We start from the raw sequence: 23,936 nt of genomic DNA, 5'->3' as shown, positions 1-23,936 counted from the left end.
AATATATGAGCGTAAATATATTAGAAGCTGCCGGTATATCCAAGAACTTTGGCGGTATCGTAGCAGTTCAGAAAGTGGATTTTACAATTCCACTACGAAGCATCGTTAGCCTTATCGGACCTAACGGAGCCGGTAAAACTACTTTTTTCAACCTAGTAACCGGAATTTATGAGCCTACAACTGGTAAAATTACCTTTGATGGCAAGCAATTGGAAAAGCTGAAGCCGCATCAGGTTACTCAGCGCGGTATTGCCCGTACCTTTCAGAACATCCGGTTATTCTCCAATATGACCGCCCTTGAGAATGTGATGGTCGGGGAACATTATCGCTTGAAAGCGGGGTTGTTTGGGGCTATTTTCCGCCCGCCACGGGTTGTAAAAGAAGAAAAAGCGGCATACAAAAAGGCGCTTGAATTGCTTGAATACGTAGATTTGGGGGGTAAGGGCGAGGAATTTGCAAAAAACCTATCTTATGGTGATCAACGCCGTCTGGAAATTGGACGCGCCCTTGCTACAGACCCTAAGTTGTTATTGCTAGATGAGCCAACCGCTGGTATGAACCCCAACGAAACAGCCCGACTGACCCGTTTTATTGACCAGTTACGGCGTGACCGTGAGATTTCCGTACTGTTGATTGAGCATGATATGAAGGTCGTTATGGAAATTAGCGATCGGGTTACGGTGCTGAACTTTGGCAAGAAAATCGCGGAGGGGCTACCTGCGGAAATAAAGGTGAATACTGAGGTGGTAGAGGCTTATCTTGGTAAAGCCTATTCTCAGAACAAAGATGAACAAAAATAGAGGGTAAGCATAAATGACTGTTGACAACAGGGCGTTACTGATACTTGATAAAGTTTCCAGTTTTTATGGCAATATCCAGGCTCTTCGGAACATCTCGCTTACTGTTAATCCCGGAGAAATTGTTACCCTAATTGGTTCAAACGGAGCAGGAAAGACAACTACTCTGAAGACCATTTCCGGTCTTATCAGACCCCGTACCGGGCATATCTATCTTAAGGGTGAGCGTCTAGACGGTGTTGATGCTCAGGAAGTGGTTAAGAAGGGCATCTCGCACTCGCCAGAGGGTCGTAAAATATTCTCGCGTATGACAGTGCTGGAAAACTTGGAGATGGGTGCATTTCTCCGAACTGACAAAGTAGGTATCCAAGAGGATTTAGAAAAAGTATTCGACTTGTTTCCACGCTTGAAGGAACGTATTAAGCAAAAAGCCGGAACTATGAGCGGTGGCGAACAGCAAATGTTGGCAATAGGGCGTGCCATGATGGCTAGACCTTCTATTCTGTTGTTGGATGAGCCAAGCATGGGTTTGTCTCCCAAGTTAGTGGAACAAATCTTTGAGATTATTCTTGATATTAACAAGCAAGGCACAACTATTCTGCTGGTAGAGCAGAACGCACTTGTTGCGCTCAGTATCGCGGCGCGTGGCTACGTACTCCAGACCGGCTCGATTGTACTCGAAGATAGCGGTCAAAACCTGCTATCCAATGAAGCAGTAAGGCGTACATATTTGGGCGAAGAAGTAGCCTGAGCGTGTTCTAGACTTATACAAGCCATTGTAACCGTTCACGGGGTTCAGAAAAGTTGAATGATTTAGGGTAAAAGCATGACATATGTTGTATAGATGCCCAAAAATAAGATTTGGTGCAACCTAATTAAATCAATATATTGTGGTTGCTCTATACTTGATGCTACAAGGAAAACACCCCCCGTGAACGACCACATTATCTTGACTAAAGTAGCTAAACCTATAAATATAATTTGAAGCTCCACATTCACAAGAGAACTATAGAAAATCCTGACCTACTACTCTCACGTTGGGTCGTTTTGAAAATAGGGTTGGCAGCGGTTTTTGCTGCCTTAGCGATATATTTGGTTTACCAATCTGGTTTTAGTCAACGCATTGAACCAGGAAAACTTTCTGCTAGTGAGTATCTCTCATCCTTCTCGCCTTTTAGCGCAGAGACTAATGCTGAAAGCTCTTATCAGTGGACTAGTGAACACTCTGTGGTTTTGTTACCCTCGGTCGGTTACCCATATCAGCTAAGTTTCAATGTTGCCTCTTTCCGCCCTACCAATTACCCCCAACCTACTATTACTGTTAAGGCTAATTTGGTAAAAATAGCTGAATTCAAATAGCCCAACCCTACCTCCGCCATTCGGATGGGCGGCGCTAACACTTGCCTTTGCTATTTTCTATTTTCTCTTGGAACTTGCTTTTCTAAAAGTCCATAGGGGCTGGATTGTTGCCCCTATAGGATATGGTTTGGGTCTTGGATTGGTATTATTGCTACTGCTAGACGATTACCTTTCTCTGCTTATTCGGGGTAACTTGGCAATTGTAGCCGGAATTGTCCTTATGGTCGGGGTACTGGCTTTTTGCCTTTCTCGGTTTCCCAGACTCCGTCCCGGTTTGCTAGTTTTGATTGGAATGGGCTGGGCTTTATCAAGCTTCGTTTTCTATTATCGAGAGGGGTTCAGCGAACCCTTGGCGTGGAGGCGTATTGGTTATATCTGGAATGACCTCTCAATAATTTTTAGCAGAATACCGGCAGGGGTGGTTATACCTATTTTTGCTTTATTGATAGCTTGTTCGCTGGGGCTGGTGGTGGATAGTTTGCTGAGTTTCTTTCAGCGAAGATTTAAATTTCCTCAATGGAATTCTCAGCTGGAACGCTTTGTAATTGTCGTTTCATTGGGGCTTGCCGGGTTAAGCTTGATAATATTCTTTTTAGGTGTAGTTGGGCTGTTGTACGGAGAGGTGTTGTGGGGTCTAACTATACTAATCGCAGTTCTGGCTCTTCTGCGAATAGCCATAATTCGTCCCTGGAAAGCTTGGCGCTTAATAAAATTTGACTGGCAAGCAATGCCCAAAGTGAAACTTTTATTTTGGATAATTGCATTAGTACTTTTCGCTCTTTATTCCTGGATTGACCTAGTTTCGATATTGACACCTGATTTTGGGTATGATGCTGCCTGGTACCATCTCTACGAAGCCCGTCGTTATTTCGAAAACCATCGTCTTGTTAATATGGTGTCAGAATACGCGATCTGGCCGGGGGGCTATATGGCCAACCAGGAAATGCTTTATACCTACGCCTATGGCTTAATAAATGGGTCGGGATTGGCACAGGCTTTTCATTGGTTGGACGGTATAATGCTGGTACCGGCAATTTACCTGTTTGCCCGAAGGTTTTTTCCTACCACAGTAGCTATAACTGCCGCTCTCTTTTTTTATTCAACCCCGTTGGTGCGTGACTTAGTAAGCACTGCTAATAACGACCTTACTATCCCCCTCTATTTCCTTTTAAGTCTTTATACACTGTCTTGCTTTTTTGAAGCAAAAACAAAGCACATTGGTTGGTGGTTTTTGGCGCTAACAGGTTTTCTAGCGGGATATATGTCAGGTATAAAACATTTCGGAATGGTTTTAGCAGCTTTACTCTTGGGAAGTATTATAATCCTTCTTTGGCATTCAAAATTACCGGGTTTTTTTTCAAAAACACGAGGATTGGATTGGTCATGGCGCGAGTGTCTTGGAATTATTAGCAGTTACTGCACAATTACCTTGCTGGTTTTTGCACCGTGGTTGTTTCGAGGTTATCTTGATTTAGGCAATCCCGTCTATCCTGCCCTATCACCTTCTTTTTTTAGTGAAAAATGGTGGGACAGCTATTCCAGTGAATCCTTGACTAGATACCAAAATAGTTATGGGATAGGGCAGCATATCAGCAATTTCCTAGCGTTGGCTTGGACAATCCCTACAAACATTAAAGCCTTCGGACACGGCAGCAGCGGTCCGGTTTTTCTGATTTTTATGCCAATCTCACTTCTTATTGCTATTTTTGATCAAAAAAACCGCTTCCTGATTTGGGGACTAAGCCTTATAACCCTGTTATACACTGGTTTCTGGTTTGTAGAGTCACAACAGTTGCGCTATCTGCTTCCGGTGTACCCTTTCTTAGCAATTCTTGGAGCATACGGAATATGGAATATAGCTTCAATGGCTGTGAAGGTAAAATATGCTGGTAAATTATTGTCTGTCTTTCCTGCGCTTTTCTTCTTATTGCTGGTAGTTCTGAACCTGCCATTTTTCGCAAATCTGCGCCGTGATTATCTCCCCGAAGTTAATTATGATTATATTTTTGGGAAAGTAAGCTACCAACAGGTGTTGGGCAGTCAACTTGGTTCGCCTGTTCTGTGGCTCAACCAGAAATTACCTGCTTCAGCTAGGATTGCCTCAATGGAAGGAGACATAGAGGAGTTTTACACTATTCCAACTATTCTTATGGTGGGAGGCGGATTTCCCAATCAGGAATATCGCATTAACGAAAGGTTATCTGATCTTAGTGTAATTGACACTTTACAGCACCTCAGAATCACACATTTGTTTGTAATGATTGGTCAGCGAGAGGCGCTAGAAAACGGGCCACTTGCTTCTCATGTTAAATATCTCGATTCACTTTACAACAAATATTTTCTATATACATTTGACGCTCCATAAGACAAAAAGTGAGCAAAGTGAAATCTCAGGAGAGATTTTAGTAGTAACCCAAAGAGATCTACTGTAGATTTTCAAAATAGCCTATTGACTTGACCCCGGTAAGACCGATATTATAATCCTGCCATCTATTGATAAACGTTTAAACCACAAGTATTGGAACAAATAATGACTGCTAACCAGACTCAGCTACCAAATCCTGCTGTTTCAAAATTACTGGTTTATTCTATAACAAGTATTTTGACTATACTTGCTATTACAATCTGGTGGTTTTACGGTAACTCAGCCGGTAATAATTACACCAATCAAGTTTTCTGGAAGTTTCTGATTGATTTGGTATTGGTGCTGGCATTGGGGCTAATGAATATTCGGATAGCAGGAACCCGCCTTAGTATTGCTACTACTATTATTTTTTCGGCTATGTTGACCTTGCCGATTACTCTTTTACCGGTGTTTGCATTTACTATAATAGCAATTTACTACTATCTGCTTCCTACTAGCCGGGGAAACTGGCGTACTTTTTACGGTTTTATAATGTTTAATCTGGTATTTTTTGCAGGGGCTGCTACCTTCCGTTTGTTTGGTTCTACAAATATTGAAAAATTAACCGGGCAGCAGCTAGTGGCTGTTTTGCTGGCATTTTCTACATGGATTATATCCAATTATGGGTTAATAGTTTTAAGGGATTATCTTTTAGGTGTTGAAAAACCCTTCACGGTTATAAAGAAATTGCCTACAACCTTGCCTATACAGTTAATTGTAATACCTATTGGACTTTTGCACAGCGTTATATTAACTAACTATGATAATGGCATGATTGTATTATGGTGCTTGGTGATTGTGGCAACCGGGATATTTACCAATCATCTTGTGCTGTTACAGGAACAATTACAAGCACAAAACAACCTTCTTTCGCGGCAAAAATCCCAATTGGAGAGCGTGCATCAGCGTGAACTCGGTACTGGAAATGCACTAGCTGATTCTGCCGAAGAGTTAAGCTATATAGCGTTTGAACAAAGTGCTAGTATTTCCCAGCAATTTATGCAGCTCAGTGAATTATCCAAAATTGTAGATCAATTAAATCGAAGCGCGGAAACCATTGCCGAATCAGCTTATCGGGTTTTGCAAAGTACCGAACAGAGTTTGAGGTCGGCTGAGGTTGGGCAAGACTCGTTGAATACCAGCCTAGTAGAACTGGCAGATTTGCAGATAAGCCTTGAAGGGTTGGTAGAACAGACAACCGAAATGGCAGTCCAATCAAAAGAAATTAACCAACTTTCTGAGGTATTACAGGAAATAGCCGAAGAAACTCATTTACTGGCGGTAAATGCTACAATTGAAGCCAGTGGAGCAGGAGAATATGGTTACAGGTTCGCAGTGGTGGCTAACGAGGTCAATCAGCTTGCCGGACGTGCTAGAAGCGGTAGCTTGCAAGTTCAGAAGGTTATTTCGCGTTTGCGTAAAATAGTTGAAAGTGTACTTGACCGGATAGAGCAAAGTCGTGATCAGAGTCGCGAGGCGGTTAGCAACTTGAATGTTGCCAGTCAGCGCACAGCACAGGTTATAGAGGCTACACAACACGCTACGGTTCTTTCCAGACAGATTTCGGGTGCTTCGCAGCAACAGAGCAATGGCATGCAGCAAACTGCTAATGGGCTTAGCCTACTTTTACAAATAGCGAATGAAGCGGTAAAAATTTCTGAGAAGAGCCGTGAAACTGCCACCCGTCTAGATAAGTTGTCCGAAATTTTACATAATGGTTCTAGCCAATTTCCACGTAACGAGCCTCCCGTCAGTCCGAATAATGCTCAGAATTCAGCGCTTGTTTCAGGAAACTTTAGACCGCAAAAAGCGTAAACGATTAATGGTAGATGAACCAGCTTATTGAGAATAAAAGTTGACTTCCTCAATTATTGGAATGGAGGGAAATTTATGGCAGGAATTATTGACCGCGTGACCTTGATTGTCAAAGCAAATGTAAATGACTTGTTGGAGAAGTCTGAAAACCCAGAGCGCCAGTTGAACTATTTTATGTTAGAGATGGAAGATAGCATCAAGGAAGCCGAAAATACTGTTACAGGTGCTTCCACGCAAGCAAAAATGCTCGAATTGCAGGCGCAGGAAGCCCGGCGTAAAGGTCAAGATTGGGAGCAAAAAGCCGAGCGTGCTTTGAAAGCGAATCGTGAAGATTTGGCGCGTGAAGCCTTGCGGATGCAGGCGCAGGCGGAAGAAGAAGCTAACGCCTATCAGACTCAGTACGAAGAGCAGAAGAAGATACAAGAGCAACTGCGTTCCCAAATGACTTTGTTGAAGCAAAAATACAATGAGTTGCAGAGTAACAAGCCGACTCTTCTGGCTCGCTATGGTATGGCAAAGCTGACTAATAAGGTCTATGGAGAAAAAGACCAAGTTACCGGAATTAATACCGGAGATTATTCGCGGATGGAGCGCAAAATTATGGCGCAGGAGGCTTTGAGCCAAATGGGTGGCGCTGAGGTAAAGGCGGCTCAAACTGAAGCCGAAATTAATAAATTGCCGGATGACGACCTAGATTCCGAGCTTGACGCTCTCAAGCAAAAGATGGGTTTAGGTAAGAAAGCGGACGAGCAAAAAGAAGGTCAAGCTTGATAGCTGAATGAACTCTATTGAGCAGTTTCGCGGGGCGTAATCATTTTGCGCCCCTTTTTAATGCTCGCTAATCTTATTCATTGGCTTATTACGGCTTGAAGTGTGGAGTTCCAATTCAAGAAAAATTATGCTGAGATTGCATTGACATAATCATGCCCCTAACCTTATAATAAGTTTACATAAGCATGGCTCACTTTTGTTTGGGAGAGGGCATATAATTGAACTATATCGGCAGCAAATGGTCTTTACTTCCCTTTATTCAGAATCTTCTCGATGCCAAACAGCTTAACGGCGGGGTTTTTTGTGACCTGTTTTCAGGTACAACCGCAGTTGGGCAATTTGCCAAGCGTCTGGGTTTTCAGGTTGTTTCAAACGATTGGCAGTATTATTCCTATGTACTGGGCAAAGCCTTTCTGGGTTGTAATCAATATCCTACCTTTGAAACGCTTTTAAGCGCATACCCGCAAATTTCAGAACGTCAGGTTCCAATCCAGCCGCCTTTACCCTCCTTTTCCAGCGATAAAGAATACAATTTGCGCTTGCCTTTACTAAAAATAATTGATTGGCTCAATTCGTTGTCGGGGATTGATACAGGTTTTGTTTTCAACAATTATTGCTATGGCGGCACCAAAGATTCGGAACATTCACGCAATTATTTTTCTGATGAAAACGGGCGAAGCTGCGATGCGATTCGGCAAATTTTGGAAACTTGGAAAGTTGCAGGGTTAGTAAATGAGAATGAGTATTATTTGTTGCTGGCGGCATTGCTGGATGCGTTAGATAGCGTGGCGAATACTGCAAGCGTTTATGGTGCGTTTCTGAAGCATCTGAAATCAACTGCCCTCAAACCCTTAAAATTGAAACCTCCTGTGATTATTCCCGGCGATAAGCCCCACAAAATATTCTGTAGTGATGCGAACCAAGTAATCCAGCAACTTGATTGCGATGTGCTGTATCTTGACCCGCCCTATAACCGCCGCCAATATGCCACTAATTACCACTTGCTTGAGACAGTTGCGCTTGGCGATAACCCGGAACTAAAGGGTAAAACCGGGCTACGTCCCTATGAGCATCAACGCAGCCGTTATTGCCTGAAGTTAGAAGTAGAGAGAGCATTTACCGACTTGGTAAGCCACGCCCGCGCACGCCACATTATCCTGAGTTATAACGATGAAGGCTTTTTAAGCCTAAAAGAGATTGAACGCATCTTCGGGATGCGAGGCAGAGTAGAAACCCATCGCCTTACGTACCGCCGCTTCCGTGCCGATAAGAACCGCGATAACCGCAACTATGCCCCTAATCAGAATGTGAATGAATTTCTTTTCTATGTTCGAGTAGAGAATGAAGCCGAACAGGCAGCTTAAATAAAAAAGGAGCGAGATGTTTCACTCGCTCCCCGTTCCAATAAATTTGTGTGATGTTTAAGCCGGACCGGTGGCAGGACGCAAAGCTCCCGGAATGCTCTGGTCTTTGTAGATAGCGGCGGCAGCCTGACCTTCGTTTAGAGCGGGTGGCTCTACCCGGAACAACGGCTTAGGTTCAGGACGTTTGGTGTCAAACATTGCCTCGAAATCTTCACCTTCGAGAGTTTCTCGCTGAATTAGCAGTTCGGAAACCTCAATAAGTTTCTCGCGGTTTTCGCTCAAAATCTTCTTGGCACGTTGGTAGTTAGCGTCAATTATTGAACGCACCTCTTTATCAATCTCGTAGGCGATTTCATCCGAGTAGTTACGCTGCTCACTGATTTCGCGTCCGAGGAAGATGAGTTCGTCTTTTTGACCAAAAGCAACAGGACCAAGCTTTTTGCTCATGCCATATTGAGTTACCATTCGGCGTGCCATATCGGTTGATTTCTCAATATCGTTGCTTGCGCCGCTGGAAATCTCGTTGAAGATAGTTTCTTCGGCAGCCCGACCACCAAGACCCCAAGCAATCTGATCTTCAAATTGCGCTTTAGTGCCAAGGAAACGGTCTTCGCTTGGCAACACACGAGTATAACCACCCGCCATACCACGAGGTATAATCGAGATTTTGTGAACCGGGTCAACATTAGCTAACATACGAGCGACCAAAGCGTGACCGACTTCATGGTAAGCAGTAATCGCTTTTTCCTTGTCAGAAATAACACGACTTTTGCGTTCGGGTCCGGCTATGACTCGGTCAATTGCTTCTTCCAACTCACCCATGCTGATGCTTTTCTTGTTGCGGCGGGCTGCCAGAATAGCCGCTTCATTAATCAAGTTCTCAAGGTCAGCGCCACTGAAACCCGGCGTTTGTTTTGCCAGAGTTTCCATTGAAACTTCCTTATCGAACGGTTTGCCGCGTGAATGAACATCCAGAATAGCCATACGACCGCGAATGTCAGGGCGATCCAATACTACTTGGCGGTCAAAGCGACCGGGACGCAATAGCGCAGGGTCAAGCACGTCAGGGCGGTTGGTAGCGGCAATCATAATCACGTTAGTATTGCTATCAAAGCCGTCCATTTCCACCAGAATCTGGTTTAGGGTTTGCTCACGTTCATCGTGGCTTCCACCCAGACCGGCTCCACGCTGGCGACCTACCGCGTCAATTTCGTCTATGAAGATAATGCATGGTGAATTGCGTTTAGCCTGATCAAACAAGTCACGCACGCGGCTTGCGCCCACCCCCACAAACATTTCTACAAATTCACTACCACTGATGCTGAAGAAAGGTACGCCTGCTTCGCCTGCTACCGCTTTGGATAGCAAGGTCTTACCTGTGCCGGGAGGACCTACCAACAGCACGCCTTTAGGGATACGCGCTCCCAATGCGGCGAATTTATCAGGATATTTGAGGAATTCTACTACTTCCTCCAGTTCTTGCTTGGCTTCGTCCGCACCAGCGACATCGTTAAAGGTTACGCTGGGCTTGTTGCCCATAAACATGCGGGCGCGGCTTTTGCCGAAGGATAGCGCTTGATTGTTACTACCCTGCGCCTGACGCATCATAAATACCAGCACTCCGATAAATAGCAGTGTAGGTAGCAAGAAGGTTAGGGTATTAAGAATACCGCCCCACTGCGAAGATTCATTTACCTTGAGGTTAAAGCTGGATTTAGTTAGGTCAACTCCAGCGTTGCGTAGCAAAGAACCGAAATCGGTTACACCGGTTTCACGGCGGAAAACTTTTTCGGTGCCATCGTTGTACCGTATTCTACCAACATCGCTATCATTGGTAATAACAATTTCTTTGATTTTGCTGCTTTGGCTTGGGTCCGCAGCAGTTCTGATGACTTCACCCAGTGTAATGGTGTTGTTACTATCTTTGCTACCGTTACCCAGAATGGTGAAGAACAGTGCAAGCACGGCTACCATGATTATCAGGTAGACGAAACTGTTCCTTAACCATTTATTTTCACCCATAAATAACCTCCGATGTCACTTCGCCCGTCTCCCGTCACTGGGAACTAACTGAGTGCCTTTCCGCGCTGCCAAGATGCGTGGAGCTTTGAGCAAGGCAGAAGTGAATTATGATTATGACCATCTTGGTCAGGTATTTTTATATAAAAAAGCAAAAAGCGGTTTCACTAACTGAAAATACCCCTTTAATTATAGCAAACCTTATTTGAAAAAGCCATTTGCCTAAAGCTTGTTCAAGCAAATACTAACTCAAGGTTCACTATTTAGTCTATCTGTAATAAGAATTTACGCGCTGCCAGTTTTGAAAGTTTCATATTTTGCCAGTACATCTTATCTATCAAATGTTAGAGTTGTGTTAGCATGTCTGATTTATTACTGGGGCGGCAGGTTATGCCCGTTCAGAATCTCATCAAAGCGGGGGTTTCCTCGCAAATGATCGAGTTTATCGTCTTCCAATGCCCACTCGCGCACTCCTTCGGAGTCTAATGCCGCAGCACGTCCTAAATGGTAAAGTGACTCAATTATTCTGAAGTTTTCGGCATAAAAGCAAGCCAAGTGGTAATGCGCCAGCAAGTATTCAGGGTCAATTGCTATAGCTTTAAGCAAGGCAGTTTCGGCTCGCTCGGTTTCTTCAAGCATAATGGCAGAAAGCCCCAGATTATGCCATGCAATCTGGTCGTTAGGGTCTATTTTCAGGATTGACTCAAGTTGTTGAGCCGATTCGTGATAGTCGCCTTGTTCCCAAAAAATATCAGAGAGTTTAAAACGCGCACGAGTATCGCCCGTTTTTTGCTGTATAGCTTTTCCCAACGATGAAATTGATTTGGAAATTTCGCCGCGCTCGTAGAGAATATCGCCCATAACCCGCCAAGCATCAGGATAGTTAGGGTCTGTTTCGAGCGTTTTTTCAAGGAAAAAATGGGCGGTATCCAATCCATTCTGAAGCAGAAAATAACCCAGATTGTATAAAACTTCGGGGCGTTTGGGGTCAAGACGGAGTGCCTGTACGTAGTGCATCAAGGCATCTTGATAATTACCCTGTTCGGCGCAAATTGTGCCAAGATTATCGTGCAGTGCGGGCCAATTAGGGGCGTATTCAAGGGCTTTACGCACCTCTGCTTCGGCATCTGCGAACCTTTCGGCTTCATAATAAACTTTAGCACGGTTGTTATGACCCCGCGCCAATTGCATCAGTTGTTCGTCCGAAGCTTCAAACCCGCTTTTATTTTCGCTGCTTTCCCACTCAAAAGACTGTGGATGGTTTTTATCTCCCATCATCCTACCCGGTTACTCCCCCTGAAATTTACTTAGCATTTTGAAACTATAATATTGTATTATAACAGTTCTGAACAGGTGTGTGAATGAAAGCAAGTGTTATGTAATTTGGCGGATATGGAATAAAATTTGTAGCTTTTTTACAAAATTTTAAGAATTAGAACCATATTCCATTTGACTCCCCTATTGCGTCTCTGTAGAATTTAATGGCTTTTTTGCGATTTTGCAAAATTATAATTTCAAGAAGATAGGCTCATCAAGAAATGATTAAAGCCGAGAATTTAACCAAGTATTATGGGCGCCGTAAAGTTGTGCGTGAAGTCAACTTCGAGGTTGAACGCGGCGAAATTGTCGGTTTGCTCGGGCCTAACGGCGCGGGTAAAACCACTACCATGCGCATGATTACCGGATACCTCAATGCCAACAGCGGGAGAGCGGTAGTAGCGGGCTTCGATGTCAACGAAAACCCTCTAGAAGTACGAAAACGGATAGGCTATTTGCCCGAAACCGTACCGCTTTATAATGATATGACCGTACAGGCATATCTAGATTTTACTGCCAAGATAAGAGGAGTTCCCTCCCGTGACCGCCGCCGCCGTATCGTTGAAGTAATGGAAATGTGCCGAATCTCCGATGTGGCAGGTCGGGTAATAGGCAAACTCTCACGCGGTTATAGACAAAGGGTTGGGCTGGCGCAAGCTATCGTACATAACCCTGATGTAATTATTCTGGACGAACCGACCGTAGGTTTAGACCCGCGCCAGATAATCGAAATCCGCCATGTTATACGTAATCTGGCGGGAAACCACTCAATGATACTTAGCACTCACATCCTGCAAGAGGTCAGCACTTTGTGCGACCGAGTAATTATCATTAATCAGGGGCGCGTACTGGTTGATGATACCCTCGCCAATCTGGAAAGACAGGGGCAAGAAAGCGAGCGTTTGCAACTGGAAGTCAGAGGAAAGTCTCCGCTGGTTCTGCAAACCTTACAAGGGTTGCCCGGTATAACCCGAGTCAATCTTCAGCAAAAAAATGATGAGGAACCGGGAACAATCAATCGGTACACCGTAGATGGAGAACCCGGTGGCGACCCTCGTGAGGCTATAGTAGCTGCTCTTACCGCTAATGGCTTTGGTTTGTTGGAACTTAAAACAGCCGTTCCTACTCTTGAGGAAATCTTCGTAAAAATTATTACTGAAGATTTGCCTATCGAAGATGAGATTGAAACCAAAAGCGATTTGGATGAAGAACTGGATGAAGGCGAAGAGGAAAATGATGAGGAGTTGGATGAGGCGCCTGTTGCTTCAGAAAATGAAATCAAACAGGCTCCTTCCTTCCTTAGCAAAAATAAAGACGGCGAGTTAGTTGACCCCGATTCGTCGGACAAACGCGATTCGGACAGGAAAAAATAAATCCATGAAAAACACTTATTACATCACCCAGCGAGAGGTATATGCGTATTTCGCTTCACCGATTGCCTATGTGATTATGGCAGTCTTTCTGGTATTCAGCGGCATATTCTTTTATAGTTATGCCATTGATGTACAGGAAGCCAACCAAATTATGCGCTCGTGGTTCAGTCTGGTAGGCTTCTTTATGCTGTTCTTCGGCTCAATCATAACTACCCGCCTGATTGCGGAAGAACAGCGCACCGGTACACTTGAACTGCTTTTTACCTCGCCGGTACGCAACTGGGAGGTAGTGCTAGGCAAATGGCTGGCTTCAATGGCTCTATTCGGAGTAGCGCTGCTTTTCACTTTCTATTATTTGCTTATACTTATAATACTCGGCGGCAAAGTTGATCTTGGTCCGTTAGTATCTGGCTACCTAGGATTACTGCTAGAGGCAGGTGTATTCTCGTCTATCGGCTTGTTTGCCAGCGCCCTAGCCTTTAATCAAGTGATTGCGGCAGTTTTAAGCCTAGTATTCAGCCTGATACTGTATATTTTAGGTCCTTTGGTGGTAAGATCTGGCACAACCGACTGGATTGGAAACACCCTTAACTTCATCACCCTGCAAACCCATATGCAAGGCTTCGCACAGGGCGTACTGGATTTGCGTGACATTATTTTCTTCCTATCCCTGATAACGCTCTTCCTGTACGGTACGGGGCAATCCATCAGCACAAGGAGGGCTGCCTAAATGCGTGGTTCTGCAATAAAACAGGTCGGGCTTTTCGCCGGGTACTTGATAGTACCGCTATTTATAGCTAGTCTAATCAGTCTGATTACTTCCCAAAAATTTGAACCTATAGTTATAATCTTCCTACTGGGCTTGGCGGTGTGCCTTGCCTTGTTTACCGCCACCAACCCCAAAACTGTTGGCATGATATTCAGCGCCCACGCCGTCAGAAACGTGGTCGTAACCACTATTATCGCTTTGTCGGTTATCGGTATTGTAGTATTGGTCAATGTGTTGGCAACCCGTATTACAGTACGGGTGGATACCACCAAGAATCAAGCCTTCAGCATTACAAATCCAACCGTTAAAGTGCTGGAAAAACTTTCTGAGCCGGTTAAAGTCAATATTTTCTATAGCACAACTTCGGCTTCACAACGCGATAGCGCGGTTGATTTGGTCAACGAGTACAAAGCGCGTACCGATAAAATCAGCTTACAAACCTACGACCTCCAATCACTTGACGGCTTCACCAAAGCCCGTGAGATGAAAGTTGCTACCGACCCTACGGTTGTGGTGGAGCAGGGAAGCAGGCAAGAAATCGCCGCTACTATAGACGAACAAGGCTTAACCCGCGCTATTGTCAATCTTGGCAAGAAGGTTGATCGGCGAATATTTTTTGTAACCGGGCATGGGGAGCGAGGACCTAGTTTTAACAATGACACCACTCAAGGGGACGGGTTCAGTAGTGCAGCCACTGCCCTCACCAGCAACAATTATAAAGTTGACACGTTGGATTTACTCACTCGAACCGGCGGTGATAAAAAGCCCGTTCAATTGGTGCCAGCTACCGACATTCTGATTTTTGCTGCCCCTTCCAGCCCAATGAAAGCGGATGAAATCCAGTTTGTAACTACTTACTTGAAACAGGGCGGACGGGCGATGTTCTTCTATGACCCGGCTAAGTGGCTGGACAAACCTGATACTACCAGCAGTCTTAACGACATCCTGAAACAATGGGAGGGTGCGCCGAAATTCCAAGAAGGGATTGTTCTGGAAACAAACCCCGGCTACTATTATCAAAGTCCAGCAGCACTGATACCCAATATAGAAGCTACCCAAGATATTACACGCGGTGTTGGTTCAAACCAACGTGTATTATTTTATCTAAGTGGCTCTATTGATAAAGGCAGCGATACGGCGGGCTTTACTTCATTGCTTACCACCAGCTCAGCCTCATACATAAAAACGGATGCCAAGCAGTTGTCACAGAATCAAGCCAATTTTGATGCACAAAAAGACAAGCTCGGTCCGCTAATTGTAGCTGCCAGCTACGAAACCGCCGCCAGCGATAGTACAGCTACCGCTACTACTGGAACAACTCCCACCCCGGCTGCCACTACCGGAAACGGTAAAACTCGTTTCGTACTTTTTGCAGGTGCTACCTTTGCCAGCGATAACTCTTCGTATGGTATCAACTTAGGAGATAACTTCACCCTTTTTGTGAACTCTATCAACTGGTTGGCAGAAGCTAACGATGCAGTGGTAATCACTAACAAAACACAGGATACTTCGCCTATCACCATCAGCAAGGCGCAGGACACTTTTATTTATTACTCAGTCGTATTTGGATTGCCAATACTGGTATTCTTTATCGGCTTTGTAGTATGGTGGAGGAGGCGCTAAATTGAAACGTTATCGCCCCGCAATTGCAATCGCGGTTTTCTTTGCAGCGCTACTGGTGTTAGTGCTACTTACGCAGCCTAGTCCCATTCAAGCTCCTGCCAATGTTACGCCAACGGTCTCGGCAGAACAGCTTAAGTTGCAAATTATCAAATTTCCTGAAAAGGAAAGCCCCACCCGGTTAGAGCTTAAACGGGCTACTCCGGCTAAAACAACAGTTTTCAAACTGGATGGTAACTGGAAAGTAGAAGGGCAGGACAGCTTTGCGCTGGATAGCTCTACAGTTGCCGATACGGCACGCTCACTTGCTAACCTAAGCAGCACCCAACAACTGGCAGATGAAAGTGGTACGAACCTTGCCACCGCAGGGCTAGACAAACCGTCGCTTGAAATCACCATTTCCGGGAGCAGCTTTACCAAAACGCTTCAGGTCGGTATCACTAACACTGTAACCGGAGTTTATTATGTTAAGTTGTCAGATTCCCCCAAAATCTGGGTTTTATCGCCCGGTTTAATTGACCAACTAAAAGGTTGGGTTGACCAACCGCCGCCGTTGCCACCCACTCCTACTCCGTTGCCTACGTTACCGCCTACGCCAACTCTACTTCCTACAGTAGCGGTTAGCGGGACACCAGATTTAAACCTGACACCCGCGCCTACAGTAGCTACAACAACGGAGACAGCTACAGCTACGCCACCTCCCACTACAAAATAGCTAAGTGAGTGATTAATAGAACTTAGAGGGACACACTCCGGTGTGTCTCTTTTTTTGTCGGTGTTTCATTTGTTGCACAAATATGTGATAATTTTTATATGCTGGGCTATAACTAGTGGCATTAAATAGAGTAGTAAATTCTTAACCCTTTTCGTAATGTTTATAGAATATTATATACAAGTGCCTAATTAATTGAGGGAAAAGCACAATTCGTAAAGCGTAAATATCGAAATGGAAGGTACGGAACCTATTTATTAGATAGATAACCGTCTTTACATTAACATCAGGTTTTTTGTTTAGCTAGATAGGATATAACTATATGGCACTCAAAATTGAGCAAGCTAATGAAACCACTATTATTCGTATAATAAATGACAGCATAGATGCCGCTTCTGTACATGAAATCGCAGCTGTTAATGACCAAATGCAAACCACCACCATTATGGATTTCGGCGCAGTAATGTTTATCAACTCAGCCGGAATTTCTACGCTCCTCAAATTAGTTATCGAAGCACGTAAGCAGGGCAAAAAACTATATGCAGTAAACGTCACTGCCCACCATCGCAAAGTATTCGAAATGGTAGATATGTTGAGATATATGCCAATTGCTCGAATAGAAGACGTGCTACCGGCAATAAAATCATAACTTCAACGAAAGCAATTTGATGGTCTTGCAGCCTGAAAATACCAAAAAAACCACTTTGAAAGACGACTCTACTGAATTATATTAGGGCTTGGTTTTTTCTGCGTTTATAGCGTTGTAAGCAGGCTTCTTCGCAAATGAAGAATCCAGCGAGTTCCAACTTCTAGCTGCAACGGCTGTAGTCACCTATGTATTAATGAAATAGAATCCGAATTGATTAACAAGGTCTTAATTGATTCTAAGATACTATTGCCATATCTATTTGTTAATATAATATATAGATATAGCCTTAAGCAGTTGGCAAAATAATGCCGCTATGAGAGGGGTATTCATAGCTAATCGGTTCTTAGTATAAACCGGATACTGCTAGGTAATAGATTCAAAGAGCTAAAGGGGGAAAGCCCTTCCAAATTTAAAGCTCGAAAGGCATGGATAAAAATGAGTTTTGGTCGGGAAAGTAACACTCCAACACCTGCATATCTCGGCAACCAACCGATTGCTAAAACCGGAGAAGGCTATCAAAAGCTGGATGACCGATTGCTGGTTCTTGACCTTGACACATTTACCGGCAGTGAGCGTTTCATGAACGGTTCCAGCCTCGGAACAGACTTCGGCGCCGGTATGCATGCCTATCTTGACGGGCGTTATAACGAATCGGTTCAAGAATTCAAGCAAGCTCTTATTGCAGCATACGTAGAAGGCAATGAGAACACCCAGATTTGGGAACGCGAACGCGCCATAATACATCTCTACCTCGGCAATTCCTACGCTTTTCAGAATTCCTGGAACGAAGCTCTAAACGAATATATGAACGTCATTCAGGTTGACAGTCAATTGGCAGAGGCGCATTACAATATGGGAGTCGCATTCCGGGCGCTCAGTAAACTATATGAAGCGGTTGCAGCTTTCAAATACGCCCTCCAATATAACCCTGAATTATACGAAGCTCGCTTTGCGATTGGACGTTGCTATCACGAATTGGGAGATTACGCACACGCTTATATTTCTTACACCATCGCCCGGCAAATTCGCCCAAATGCGGCTGAACCTATCTATTATCAGGGTTTGCTGCATCAGACACACGGTGAAATGAAACAAGCTGCCAAGTGTTTTGCCGAAGCACTTCAGATAGAGCCTGACTATATGCGAAACGCCAATGCAGTGGCAGACTCCGAGTTCGGAAACGGTGAGCAAGACCCCAGTTGGTATTATCGTTTAGCAGACGAACTCAAGGCACAGGGAAATGTGGTTGGAGCATTACGCGCTTACCAGGCGCTCTTGCAATCAAAGCCGGATGAAACCCGCGCCCGCTACTATATGGCAAATATTATAGCGCGGCAGCGAGAATGGGAACGTGCTATTGTCGAGTACAAGCGAGTTCTGAAAGATGATCCAGAATTTTATGAGGCGCGTTATAAACTTGGTCTGGCTTATCGCGCATTGCAACGCCTCAAAGAAAGTTATCATACCTTAGTGCAATGTGCGCGACAGCAACCCTATGATGGCATAATATTTCTAGGTCTGGGAATAGTGCTGACCGATTTAGGGCAGCTAAACCTAGCTATAAAAGCCTTTGAACGTGCAGCACACCTGCTACCAGAAGAACCACAAGTACATTACCGACTCGGACGCGCCTTGATAAGTGCCGGTTATGAATCGCGGGCGTTAGCTGCATGGAAACGCGCCATTGAGTTGGACGAGCGGTGGGGAGCCGCCCGCTACGATTTAGGGCTACTTTATCTCAAACGGGGGCGCTACTACGAAGCGGCAGAAGCGTTCGAGTCGGTTTACAAAATGCACCCTGATGACCTCGAAACTGCATACTTTTTAGCAGTTGCCTATAAAGAAATCGGACGTTTAGAAGAAACTATCGAATTACTCAGCAAAGTAGTTGAAGTGCGACCGGAGCATTACATGGCTCATTTCCATTTGGGCGCAACCTATTTACGGATGGGAAATGCCAACGATGGTCTTAAACACATTCGGGAGTACGAACGGCTGAAAGGCATTAAGGTCAAGCGTTCCGGTAACTTGCCAAATTCCCGCAAAGAACAACTGGAAGAAAAGCAACACAATGGAAAACTTACCCCTGCCCAAATTGAAGCGACTGAAATTCGCACAGGCATTGCCCGCAATATGACATCATCTGATTATAGCTCCCGGCAAAGCAATAATTCCGAAACTACAAATGGAAGCACAACCCAATCGGGGATATCTTTAAGTAAAAATTAGCGTACTCAACACCTCTATAAAACAAAAGAGGTTTTGAATTTGTTGAAAGCGGGTACAGCTACATTTATAATAGCTGTACAAATTTATACAATAGAGGTTTTTTATTTTAGAAAGGTTTTATAACGTGAGCTTGACCGATAATAAACCGGAAAATATTCAAAATCCTAAAAACACAGATAAACGTCTTTTCTCGCCTATTAACATCAAAGGCATAACTTTTCGCAATCGCATAGTGGTTTCACCGATGTGCCAATATAGTGGCGAAGATGGGTTCGCCACCGATTGGCATTTGGTACACCTTGGCAGTAGAGCAGTGGGTGGGGCAGGTTTGATTATTGCCGAAGCAACCGCAGTTGAGGCACGCGGGCGTATCAGCCCCAACGATTTGGGAATCTGGAAAGACGAACACATAGAAATGCTCAGCCGAATTACCCGCTTTATTAAAGAGAATGGTTCAGTAGCAGGTATTCAACTGGCACATGCTGGGCGCAAAGCCGGTGTGGCACGTCCGTGGGATGGCAGCAAACCGGGAAATTGGCAAACCGTTGCCCCAAGCGCAATACCCTTTGAACCATCGCATCCTGTACCGCAAGAGCTTACCCTCGCTGAAATCGGAGAGGTTATAGCCGCTTTTGGAACCGCCACTAAACGCGCTGTTAGAGCCGGATTTGAAGTAATAGAAATTCACGGGGCGCATGGCTATCTGGTACATGAATTTCTCTCGCCCATCTCAAACTCGCGAACCGATGAATATGGCGGTAGCTTTGAGAATCGCGTTAGGCTATTGCTAGAAATTGTTAGAGCAGTTAAAGCAGAATTACCTACTGAGTTACCTTTGTTAGTGCGACTCTCTGCCACCGATTGGCTACCCGATAATCCCGATAGCTGGAAGTTAGAAGACACAGTGCAGTTAGCACGCCTATTGAAAAAAGAAGGGGTTGATGCTATTGATGTTTCTTCCGGCGGAAATGCCTATAACCAGAAAATCCAGCTTGAACCCGGTTATCAAGTCCCCTTTGCCGAAGCGGTTAGACAAGAAGCAGAGATATTGACAGTAGCCGTGGGTCTTATTACTGAAGCAGAACAGGCAGAACAAATTGTAAATAAAGGTCAGGCAGATTTTGTAGCATTAGGGCGTGAATTCCTACGCGACCCCTATTTCCCTTTACAGGCTGCCAAAGAACTTGGTCAGGAAATTGCATGGCCTCTCCAATACTTGCGGTCAAAATAATTGCCCATCGGTAAATTCACTTTTAAGTGAAGTCTGGTATAATATTAAATATTGAATGGTTTTCACTTTCAAGGTTACTTAGTGTTGGTATCAAAAGCATCTGCCGGATATTACACTAAAACTTTATAGACAGGTCATGCAAACCGCGATTGCGATTGTAAATAATAATGGCGCAAAAAGATAAAACTTGCCCTTCCTGTGGCAGGATATATGAGCCTCTCGATTGGGATGGCGCTGATTGCCCCTTCTGCGAAGTTAAACTGGAAGAAGCAACCGCAAATTCCGGTTTGATTTCTAATATAATCAGCACAGGGTTAGAATGGCCCAACGGGCAAAAGCGCAAAATGATAACCCGTATCGGCGGCAACATGAATGCACAACTCTTAAAAGCACAGCTTGAATCCTCCGGTATTCCGGTATATCTGGAGTCCGAAGCAACAGTCCTGCTTGGGGATATGCAAGAAGTACATATCTACGTGCCGGAAAACATGGCGCAAGAAGCTATTGCAATAATTGGTTCGGTATGAAGAATCCGCACAAAATTGTTCTTTACAGCAAACCCGGATGCCATCTCTGTGAAAATGCAAAGGAAGCACTTTATGCACTCTCCGGCGAATTTGATTTTATTCTGGAAGAGTTTGATATTAATGAAGACCCTGCGCTTTACGAACGTTACAAATACATTATTCCGGTGATGGTAGTGGACGGGAAAATTGAATTGGAAGCGCGTATAGATATACGTAAAATCAGACGCGCTTTTGATGACGGGTATGGTCCAACTTATCGTATCCTTAAAACCAAAGCTTAGTTGTACTACACGAATTGGCTGAAAAATGCAGACCTTATTTAGACTCGGCAAAAAACTGGTAGATATAACGCCTATACCGTTCTGGTTTGCTCAAGGACGGCGAGAGTTGCGACAACGTTACCGGGATGGAGTTTCAATCCTTTTCTACGCTACCTCGGAGGCTTTCTTTGATGTAGAGATTCGTGGGCGTAAAAATTTTACCTTTACCACCGGAACCTTGATTGCATGTAGTCATAAGCGCGATGCCGATGTCGCTATAGTCATACCTCATTTATATAATTTCCGCCGCCCTACCCGTCAGCGACGCATGCGTATGCTATACGAAGTAACCCGTGATGATTTTATGGAAAAGGGCTTTCTGGTAGCTTATTTCCCATGGCTAGATTGGGCGCGTCCCCTACTCGCCCGTATCAGTATTGCGCGTCCTATGCGCGACCTGCAAACCTGCCCGGTTAAATTACCGGATGAGCAAACCATTAGCCAACTTTTGCAGGAAACCATTCGGATTGAAGGTAATCTGAAAGTGATTGAGGCGATTGAGGACGAGTGGCGGATTAAAATGCTTGGCGCAGAAGCGAATAACCCTCTTTTAACCTTGAAAGATGCTTTCTTGCGAGCGCCACTAGCTTTGTTAGCTCAATATGGAACGCCGCGCATCTTCAAAGACCACATCTATATCCGTATTCGCGATCGCCATTACCAGTTGATGAAACAACAGCTTCATGGTATGACACGCATCCTCGAAAGAGGCGGCTCAATCTTCATCTTCCCCGAAGGTAAGGTAACTCCTGACGGGCGTTTCGGGAAAATACGCGCCGCCCTCACCAGAGTAGTGCAAGGAGCGCGTACCGAAGTTCGGATGCTTCCTGCCAATGTTACCTACGATTATATGGACTCGGCTCGCCGCCCTAAAGCCATTATGGTTGTCGGCAAAGAAATCACCAATGTTAAATGTTTCCCCAAAAATGAACTAGCTGACTTGGTGGGCAAGGAAATCGCCGGATTAGCCGTTCTTACTATGAGCGGGCTTGCCAGCCGCTACTTGCTGGAAACAGTTGAAAATGGCAAGGACAAAATTCATTACGCTATTATGCGCGATGCACTTTGGAATCAATTTTGTGACCTTAAAGCATCGGGGCTTGAAGTGGATATGCGGCTTGAAACCCGCGCTGGATTTGAGAAAAGATTGCAAAGTTACATCCATTATTGCAAGCGCAAAGGTGGGATTTTTCTCTCCGAAGTAACCCGGCAAAAAAACAAAGCGCAGTTGCAAGACAGCGATTGGTTGGCGTTGGATGTAATGGCTTTAAACCTCAAGGTATGTCAAAAACCCGGCGACCATCCGGTACTATATTGTGCAAACGAACTGAGGAGTTTGCTAGAAGTGCGAGATTTGGTAGAAGAGCAGATTGCCGAAACCGACAACGTTATTTCTTTCCAGAATTACCGTCGTCAGGGCAACGCGGTTTAAAGTTAGCAACAATAATAAAACTAAAAGGGCTATCGGATATTAACCGGAAAGCCCTTTTTTGATTAGTGGAATATTACTGGAAATAGCAGATTTTACTTTCGCTATGATAGCAATTGGAACATGATTTTTGTTAGCAACTGTTCAGGAAGAGTGTTAGCAGGGTCATTCAAATAGATTTCGTAAGCAATTCCGGTAGTGGTGTAGCCATTTTCTTTAACCCACGCAGAAAGTGTCTCATAGGCAGAACCAATTTCTTGGTAAGAACCTTTGTACAAACAGGTAGCATATTTTCCAGCCGCTATTTCGTTGGCAATAATCTCGCCTTCGCCGATAAGTGGCTTTGAAACAGGGAAGCCTGCCTCTATATCGAGGTTTTGCATATCCATATTGTAATACATGGCAAAGGGTGGTCCAGCCGGTTGCTCAGCCAGCTTACCTAAATACTGGTAAACCATCCCATAGGCTTTGCCAAAAAACTGGGATAGTTCTTGTACACTGGTTCTGGTACGCAAAGATAATACAGGTTGCGCGGTTAACTCTTCAAGTTCACAGGTTAAGCTCATAATGCCTGTTCTCCTTTTGGATTGAACCAACTTCTGTAAAATTTATATAGCCATAGAAACCACGAGTAGTATAACAAACGATAGTCAAAATCGGCATAAATTTTAGTGAAAATGTTCTATATATTTCAGAAAAAAAGGTCGGGAGTTTCTGATTTCCCAACCTTCTTATTTCTAACTATTATTTTCCACACAAACCACATTTACATGGTAGCGCCCAAAATCCAAGGGCAAAATTCTTCTTCCCCCACGCCCTGCGCCTCGCTCTTACTTTGCTTACCGCTGGCAACCGCGATGAGCTCTTCAAAAATGCGCCTACCCACTTCCTGATAGAACACCCAGTTAGACTTGAGCCGCAGCAGCAAGTCATAGTCCTTACTGTTGTTTTGCATAAAAGCTTTGGTAGGGTAGTAGCGATCTCCCAGATTGAGCGGTCTTTCGGCAAAGTATGGGCGCAATTCACTCAGAGGGCTGGGTGGCTACCTCTGCCGGAGTTTGACTGGTCTTGATTCTGCGGTTGGAGACAATGTAAGTATGACTACTGGTTTGAGGTGGTACTACCACCACTGTCGAGAATTGCCAACCCACTGTTACCGGCTTATCACAATTGAGCAGATTGTGCTTGTAAAGCCAACCCCGGTCTGGAGAAGTGTGGCTATAGGGTCGCT

21 protein-coding genes are annotated in these 23,936 nt (G+C 44.6%); 16 read left to right on the top strand and 5 right to left on the bottom strand.

The window, feature by feature from the left end; all coding sequences use genetic code 11:
- Positions 1-5: 5 nt before the first annotated feature.
- From WCK19_RS12605 to WCK19_RS12580, 6 genes are all read left to right on the top strand, one after another.
- Positions 6-800 carry an ABC transporter ATP-binding protein gene (locus tag WCK19_RS12605; protein ID WP_342397739.1) on the top strand — a complete coding sequence of 265 codons (795 nt, stop codon included), beginning with the start codon at positions 6-8 and terminating at the stop codon, positions 798-800.
- 13 nt (positions 801-813) lie between these two features.
- On the top strand, positions 814-1,548 hold the full coding sequence (locus WCK19_RS12600) for an ABC transporter ATP-binding protein (RefSeq protein ID WP_342397738.1): 735 nt from the start codon (positions 814-816) through the stop codon (positions 1,546-1,548).
- A 735-nt stretch (positions 1,549-2,283) separates the two neighbouring features.
- On the top strand, positions 2,284-4,521 hold the full coding sequence (locus WCK19_RS12595) for a glycosyltransferase family 39 protein (protein ID WP_342397737.1): 2,238 nt from the start codon (positions 2,284-2,286) through the stop codon (positions 4,519-4,521).
- A gap of 165 nt (positions 4,522-4,686) precedes the next feature.
- Entirely contained in the window at positions 4,687-6,375 is a 1,689-nt protein-coding gene (locus tag WCK19_RS12590) for a methyl-accepting chemotaxis protein (RefSeq protein ID WP_342397736.1), read from the top strand.
- A gap of 75 nt (positions 6,376-6,450) precedes the next feature.
- Positions 6,451-7,146 carry a PspA/IM30 family protein gene (locus WCK19_RS12585; protein ID WP_342397735.1) on the top strand — a complete coding sequence of 232 codons (696 nt, stop codon included), beginning with the start codon at positions 6,451-6,453 and terminating at the stop codon, positions 7,144-7,146.
- A 218-nt stretch (positions 7,147-7,364) separates the two neighbouring features.
- Complete coding sequence (locus WCK19_RS12580) at positions 7,365-8,510, top strand: DNA adenine methylase (RefSeq protein ID WP_342397734.1); 1,146 nt, start codon at positions 7,365-7,367, stop codon at positions 8,508-8,510.
- A gap of 57 nt (positions 8,511-8,567) precedes the next feature.
- On the opposite strand, the gene ftsH is transcribed toward WCK19_RS12580, so the two are convergent.
- The gene (gene ftsH / locus WCK19_RS12575) at positions 8,568-10,532 is read right to left on the bottom strand and encodes an ATP-dependent zinc metalloprotease FtsH (protein WP_342397733.1); all 1,965 of its coding nucleotides are present in this window, start codon (positions 10,530-10,532) and stop codon (positions 8,568-8,570) included.
- Between the two features lie 369 nt (positions 10,533-10,901).
- Positions 10,902-11,807, bottom strand: a complete 906-nt coding sequence (locus WCK19_RS12570) for a tetratricopeptide repeat protein (protein WP_342397732.1) — start codon at positions 11,805-11,807, stop codon at positions 10,902-10,904.
- 260 nt (positions 11,808-12,067) lie between these two features.
- Between WCK19_RS12570 and WCK19_RS12565 the strand changes: the two genes are divergently transcribed.
- The 10 genes from WCK19_RS12565 (at position 12,068) to WCK19_RS12520 (ending at position 22,708) form a co-directional block, all read left to right on the top strand.
- Positions 12,068-13,219 carry an ATP-binding cassette domain-containing protein gene (locus WCK19_RS12565; protein WP_342397731.1) on the top strand — a complete coding sequence of 384 codons (1,152 nt, stop codon included), beginning with the start codon at positions 12,068-12,070 and terminating at the stop codon, positions 13,217-13,219.
- Between the two features lie 4 nt (positions 13,220-13,223).
- Complete coding sequence (locus WCK19_RS12560; protein WP_342397730.1) at positions 13,224-13,949, top strand: ABC transporter permease; 726 nt, start codon at positions 13,224-13,226, stop codon at positions 13,947-13,949.
- On the top strand, positions 13,950-15,611 hold the full coding sequence (locus WCK19_RS12555) for a GldG family protein (RefSeq protein ID WP_342397729.1): 1,662 nt from the start codon (positions 13,950-13,952) through the stop codon (positions 15,609-15,611).
- Position 15,612: 1 nt separating this feature from the next.
- The gene (locus WCK19_RS12550) at positions 15,613-16,323 is read left to right on the top strand and encodes a DUF4340 domain-containing protein (protein ID WP_342397728.1); all 711 of its coding nucleotides are present in this window, start codon (positions 15,613-15,615) and stop codon (positions 16,321-16,323) included.
- 319 nt (positions 16,324-16,642) lie between these two features.
- A complete protein-coding gene (locus tag WCK19_RS12545) occupies positions 16,643-16,969 on the top strand; it encodes an STAS domain-containing protein (RefSeq protein ID WP_342397727.1) in 327 nt (108 codons plus the stop codon).
- 435 nt (positions 16,970-17,404) lie between these two features.
- Positions 17,405-19,198 carry a tetratricopeptide repeat protein gene (locus WCK19_RS12540; RefSeq protein ID WP_342397726.1) on the top strand — a complete coding sequence of 598 codons (1,794 nt, stop codon included), beginning with the start codon at positions 17,405-17,407 and terminating at the stop codon, positions 19,196-19,198.
- 124 nt (positions 19,199-19,322) lie between these two features.
- A complete protein-coding gene (locus tag WCK19_RS12535; RefSeq protein ID WP_342397725.1) occupies positions 19,323-20,429 on the top strand; it encodes an NADH:flavin oxidoreductase/NADH oxidase in 1,107 nt (368 codons plus the stop codon).
- Between the two features lie 167 nt (positions 20,430-20,596).
- Positions 20,597-20,956, top strand: a complete 360-nt coding sequence (locus WCK19_RS12530) for a hypothetical protein (protein ID WP_342397724.1) — start codon at positions 20,597-20,599, stop codon at positions 20,954-20,956.
- The gene (locus WCK19_RS12525) at positions 20,953-21,237 is read left to right on the top strand and encodes a glutaredoxin family protein (protein ID WP_342397723.1); all 285 of its coding nucleotides are present in this window, start codon (positions 20,953-20,955) and stop codon (positions 21,235-21,237) included. Before WCK19_RS12530 ends, WCK19_RS12525 begins: the two co-directional genes overlap by 4 nt.
- 25 nt (positions 21,238-21,262) lie before the next feature.
- Positions 21,263-22,708 (top strand): hypothetical protein, encoded by a 1,446-nt coding sequence (locus WCK19_RS12520; RefSeq protein ID WP_342397722.1) that lies wholly within the window; start codon positions 21,263-21,265, stop codon positions 22,706-22,708.
- A gap of 101 nt (positions 22,709-22,809) precedes the next feature.
- Here WCK19_RS12520 and WCK19_RS12515 read toward each other — a convergent pair whose 3' ends face one another.
- From WCK19_RS12515 to WCK19_RS12505, 3 genes are all read right to left on the bottom strand, one after another.
- Complete coding sequence (locus WCK19_RS12515) at positions 22,810-23,271, bottom strand: GyrI-like domain-containing protein (protein ID WP_342397721.1); 462 nt, start codon at positions 23,269-23,271, stop codon at positions 22,810-22,812.
- Between the two features lie 200 nt (positions 23,272-23,471).
- Positions 23,472-23,726: a hypothetical protein gene (locus WCK19_RS12510; RefSeq protein WP_342397720.1), complete on the bottom strand. Its 255-nt coding sequence runs from the start codon at positions 23,724-23,726 to the stop codon at positions 23,472-23,474.
- 1 nt (position 23,727) lies between these two features.
- The coding region (locus tag WCK19_RS12505) for a hypothetical protein (protein WP_342397719.1) at positions 23,728-23,936 on the bottom strand (209 nt) is incomplete at its 5' end.

This window comes from Candidatus Chlorohelix sp. (genome assembly GCF_037138995.1).
In the GTDB taxonomy this organism is placed as follows: domain Bacteria; phylum Chloroflexota; class Chloroflexia; order Chloroheliales; family Chloroheliaceae; genus Chlorohelix.
This window is presented reverse-complemented; position numbering and strand designations above follow the sequence as displayed.

What these genes read in the sequence shown, in the direction of transcription:
- WCK19_RS12605 (WP_342397739.1), top strand. Translation starts at nt 6, where the DNA reads ATGAGCGTAAATATATTAGAAGCTGCCGGTATATCCAAGAACTTTGGC.
- WCK19_RS12600 (WP_342397738.1), top strand. Translation starts at nt 814, where the DNA reads ATGACTGTTGACAACAGGGCGTTACTGATACTTGATAAAGTTTCCAGT.
- WCK19_RS12590 (WP_342397736.1), top strand. Translation starts at nt 4,687, where the DNA reads ATGACTGCTAACCAGACTCAGCTACCAAATCCTGCTGTTTCAAAATTA.
- WCK19_RS12585 (WP_342397735.1), top strand. Translation starts at nt 6,451, where the DNA reads ATGGCAGGAATTATTGACCGCGTGACCTTGATTGTCAAAGCAAATGTA.
- ftsH (WP_342397733.1), bottom strand. Translation starts at nt 10,532, where the DNA reads ATGGGTGAAAATAAATGGTTAAGGAACAGTTTCGTCTACCTGATAATC.
- WCK19_RS12570 (WP_342397732.1), bottom strand. Translation starts at nt 11,807, where the DNA reads ATGATGGGAGATAAAAACCATCCACAGTCTTTTGAGTGGGAAAGCAGC.
- WCK19_RS12565 (WP_342397731.1), top strand. Translation starts at nt 12,068, where the DNA reads ATGATTAAAGCCGAGAATTTAACCAAGTATTATGGGCGCCGTAAAGTT.
- WCK19_RS12560 (WP_342397730.1), top strand. Translation starts at nt 13,224, where the DNA reads ATGAAAAACACTTATTACATCACCCAGCGAGAGGTATATGCGTATTTC.
- WCK19_RS12555 (WP_342397729.1), top strand. Translation starts at nt 13,950, where the DNA reads ATGCGTGGTTCTGCAATAAAACAGGTCGGGCTTTTCGCCGGGTACTTG.
- WCK19_RS12545 (WP_342397727.1), top strand. Translation starts at nt 16,643, where the DNA reads ATGGCACTCAAAATTGAGCAAGCTAATGAAACCACTATTATTCGTATA.
- WCK19_RS12540 (WP_342397726.1), top strand. Translation starts at nt 17,405, where the DNA reads ATGAGTTTTGGTCGGGAAAGTAACACTCCAACACCTGCATATCTCGGC.
- WCK19_RS12530 (WP_342397724.1), top strand. Translation starts at nt 20,597, where the DNA reads ATGGCGCAAAAAGATAAAACTTGCCCTTCCTGTGGCAGGATATATGAG.
- WCK19_RS12525 (WP_342397723.1), top strand. Translation starts at nt 20,953, where the DNA reads ATGAAGAATCCGCACAAAATTGTTCTTTACAGCAAACCCGGATGCCAT.
- WCK19_RS12520 (WP_342397722.1), top strand. Translation starts at nt 21,263, where the DNA reads ATGCAGACCTTATTTAGACTCGGCAAAAAACTGGTAGATATAACGCCT.
- WCK19_RS12515 (WP_342397721.1), bottom strand. Translation starts at nt 23,271, where the DNA reads ATGAGCTTAACCTGTGAACTTGAAGAGTTAACCGCGCAACCTGTATTA.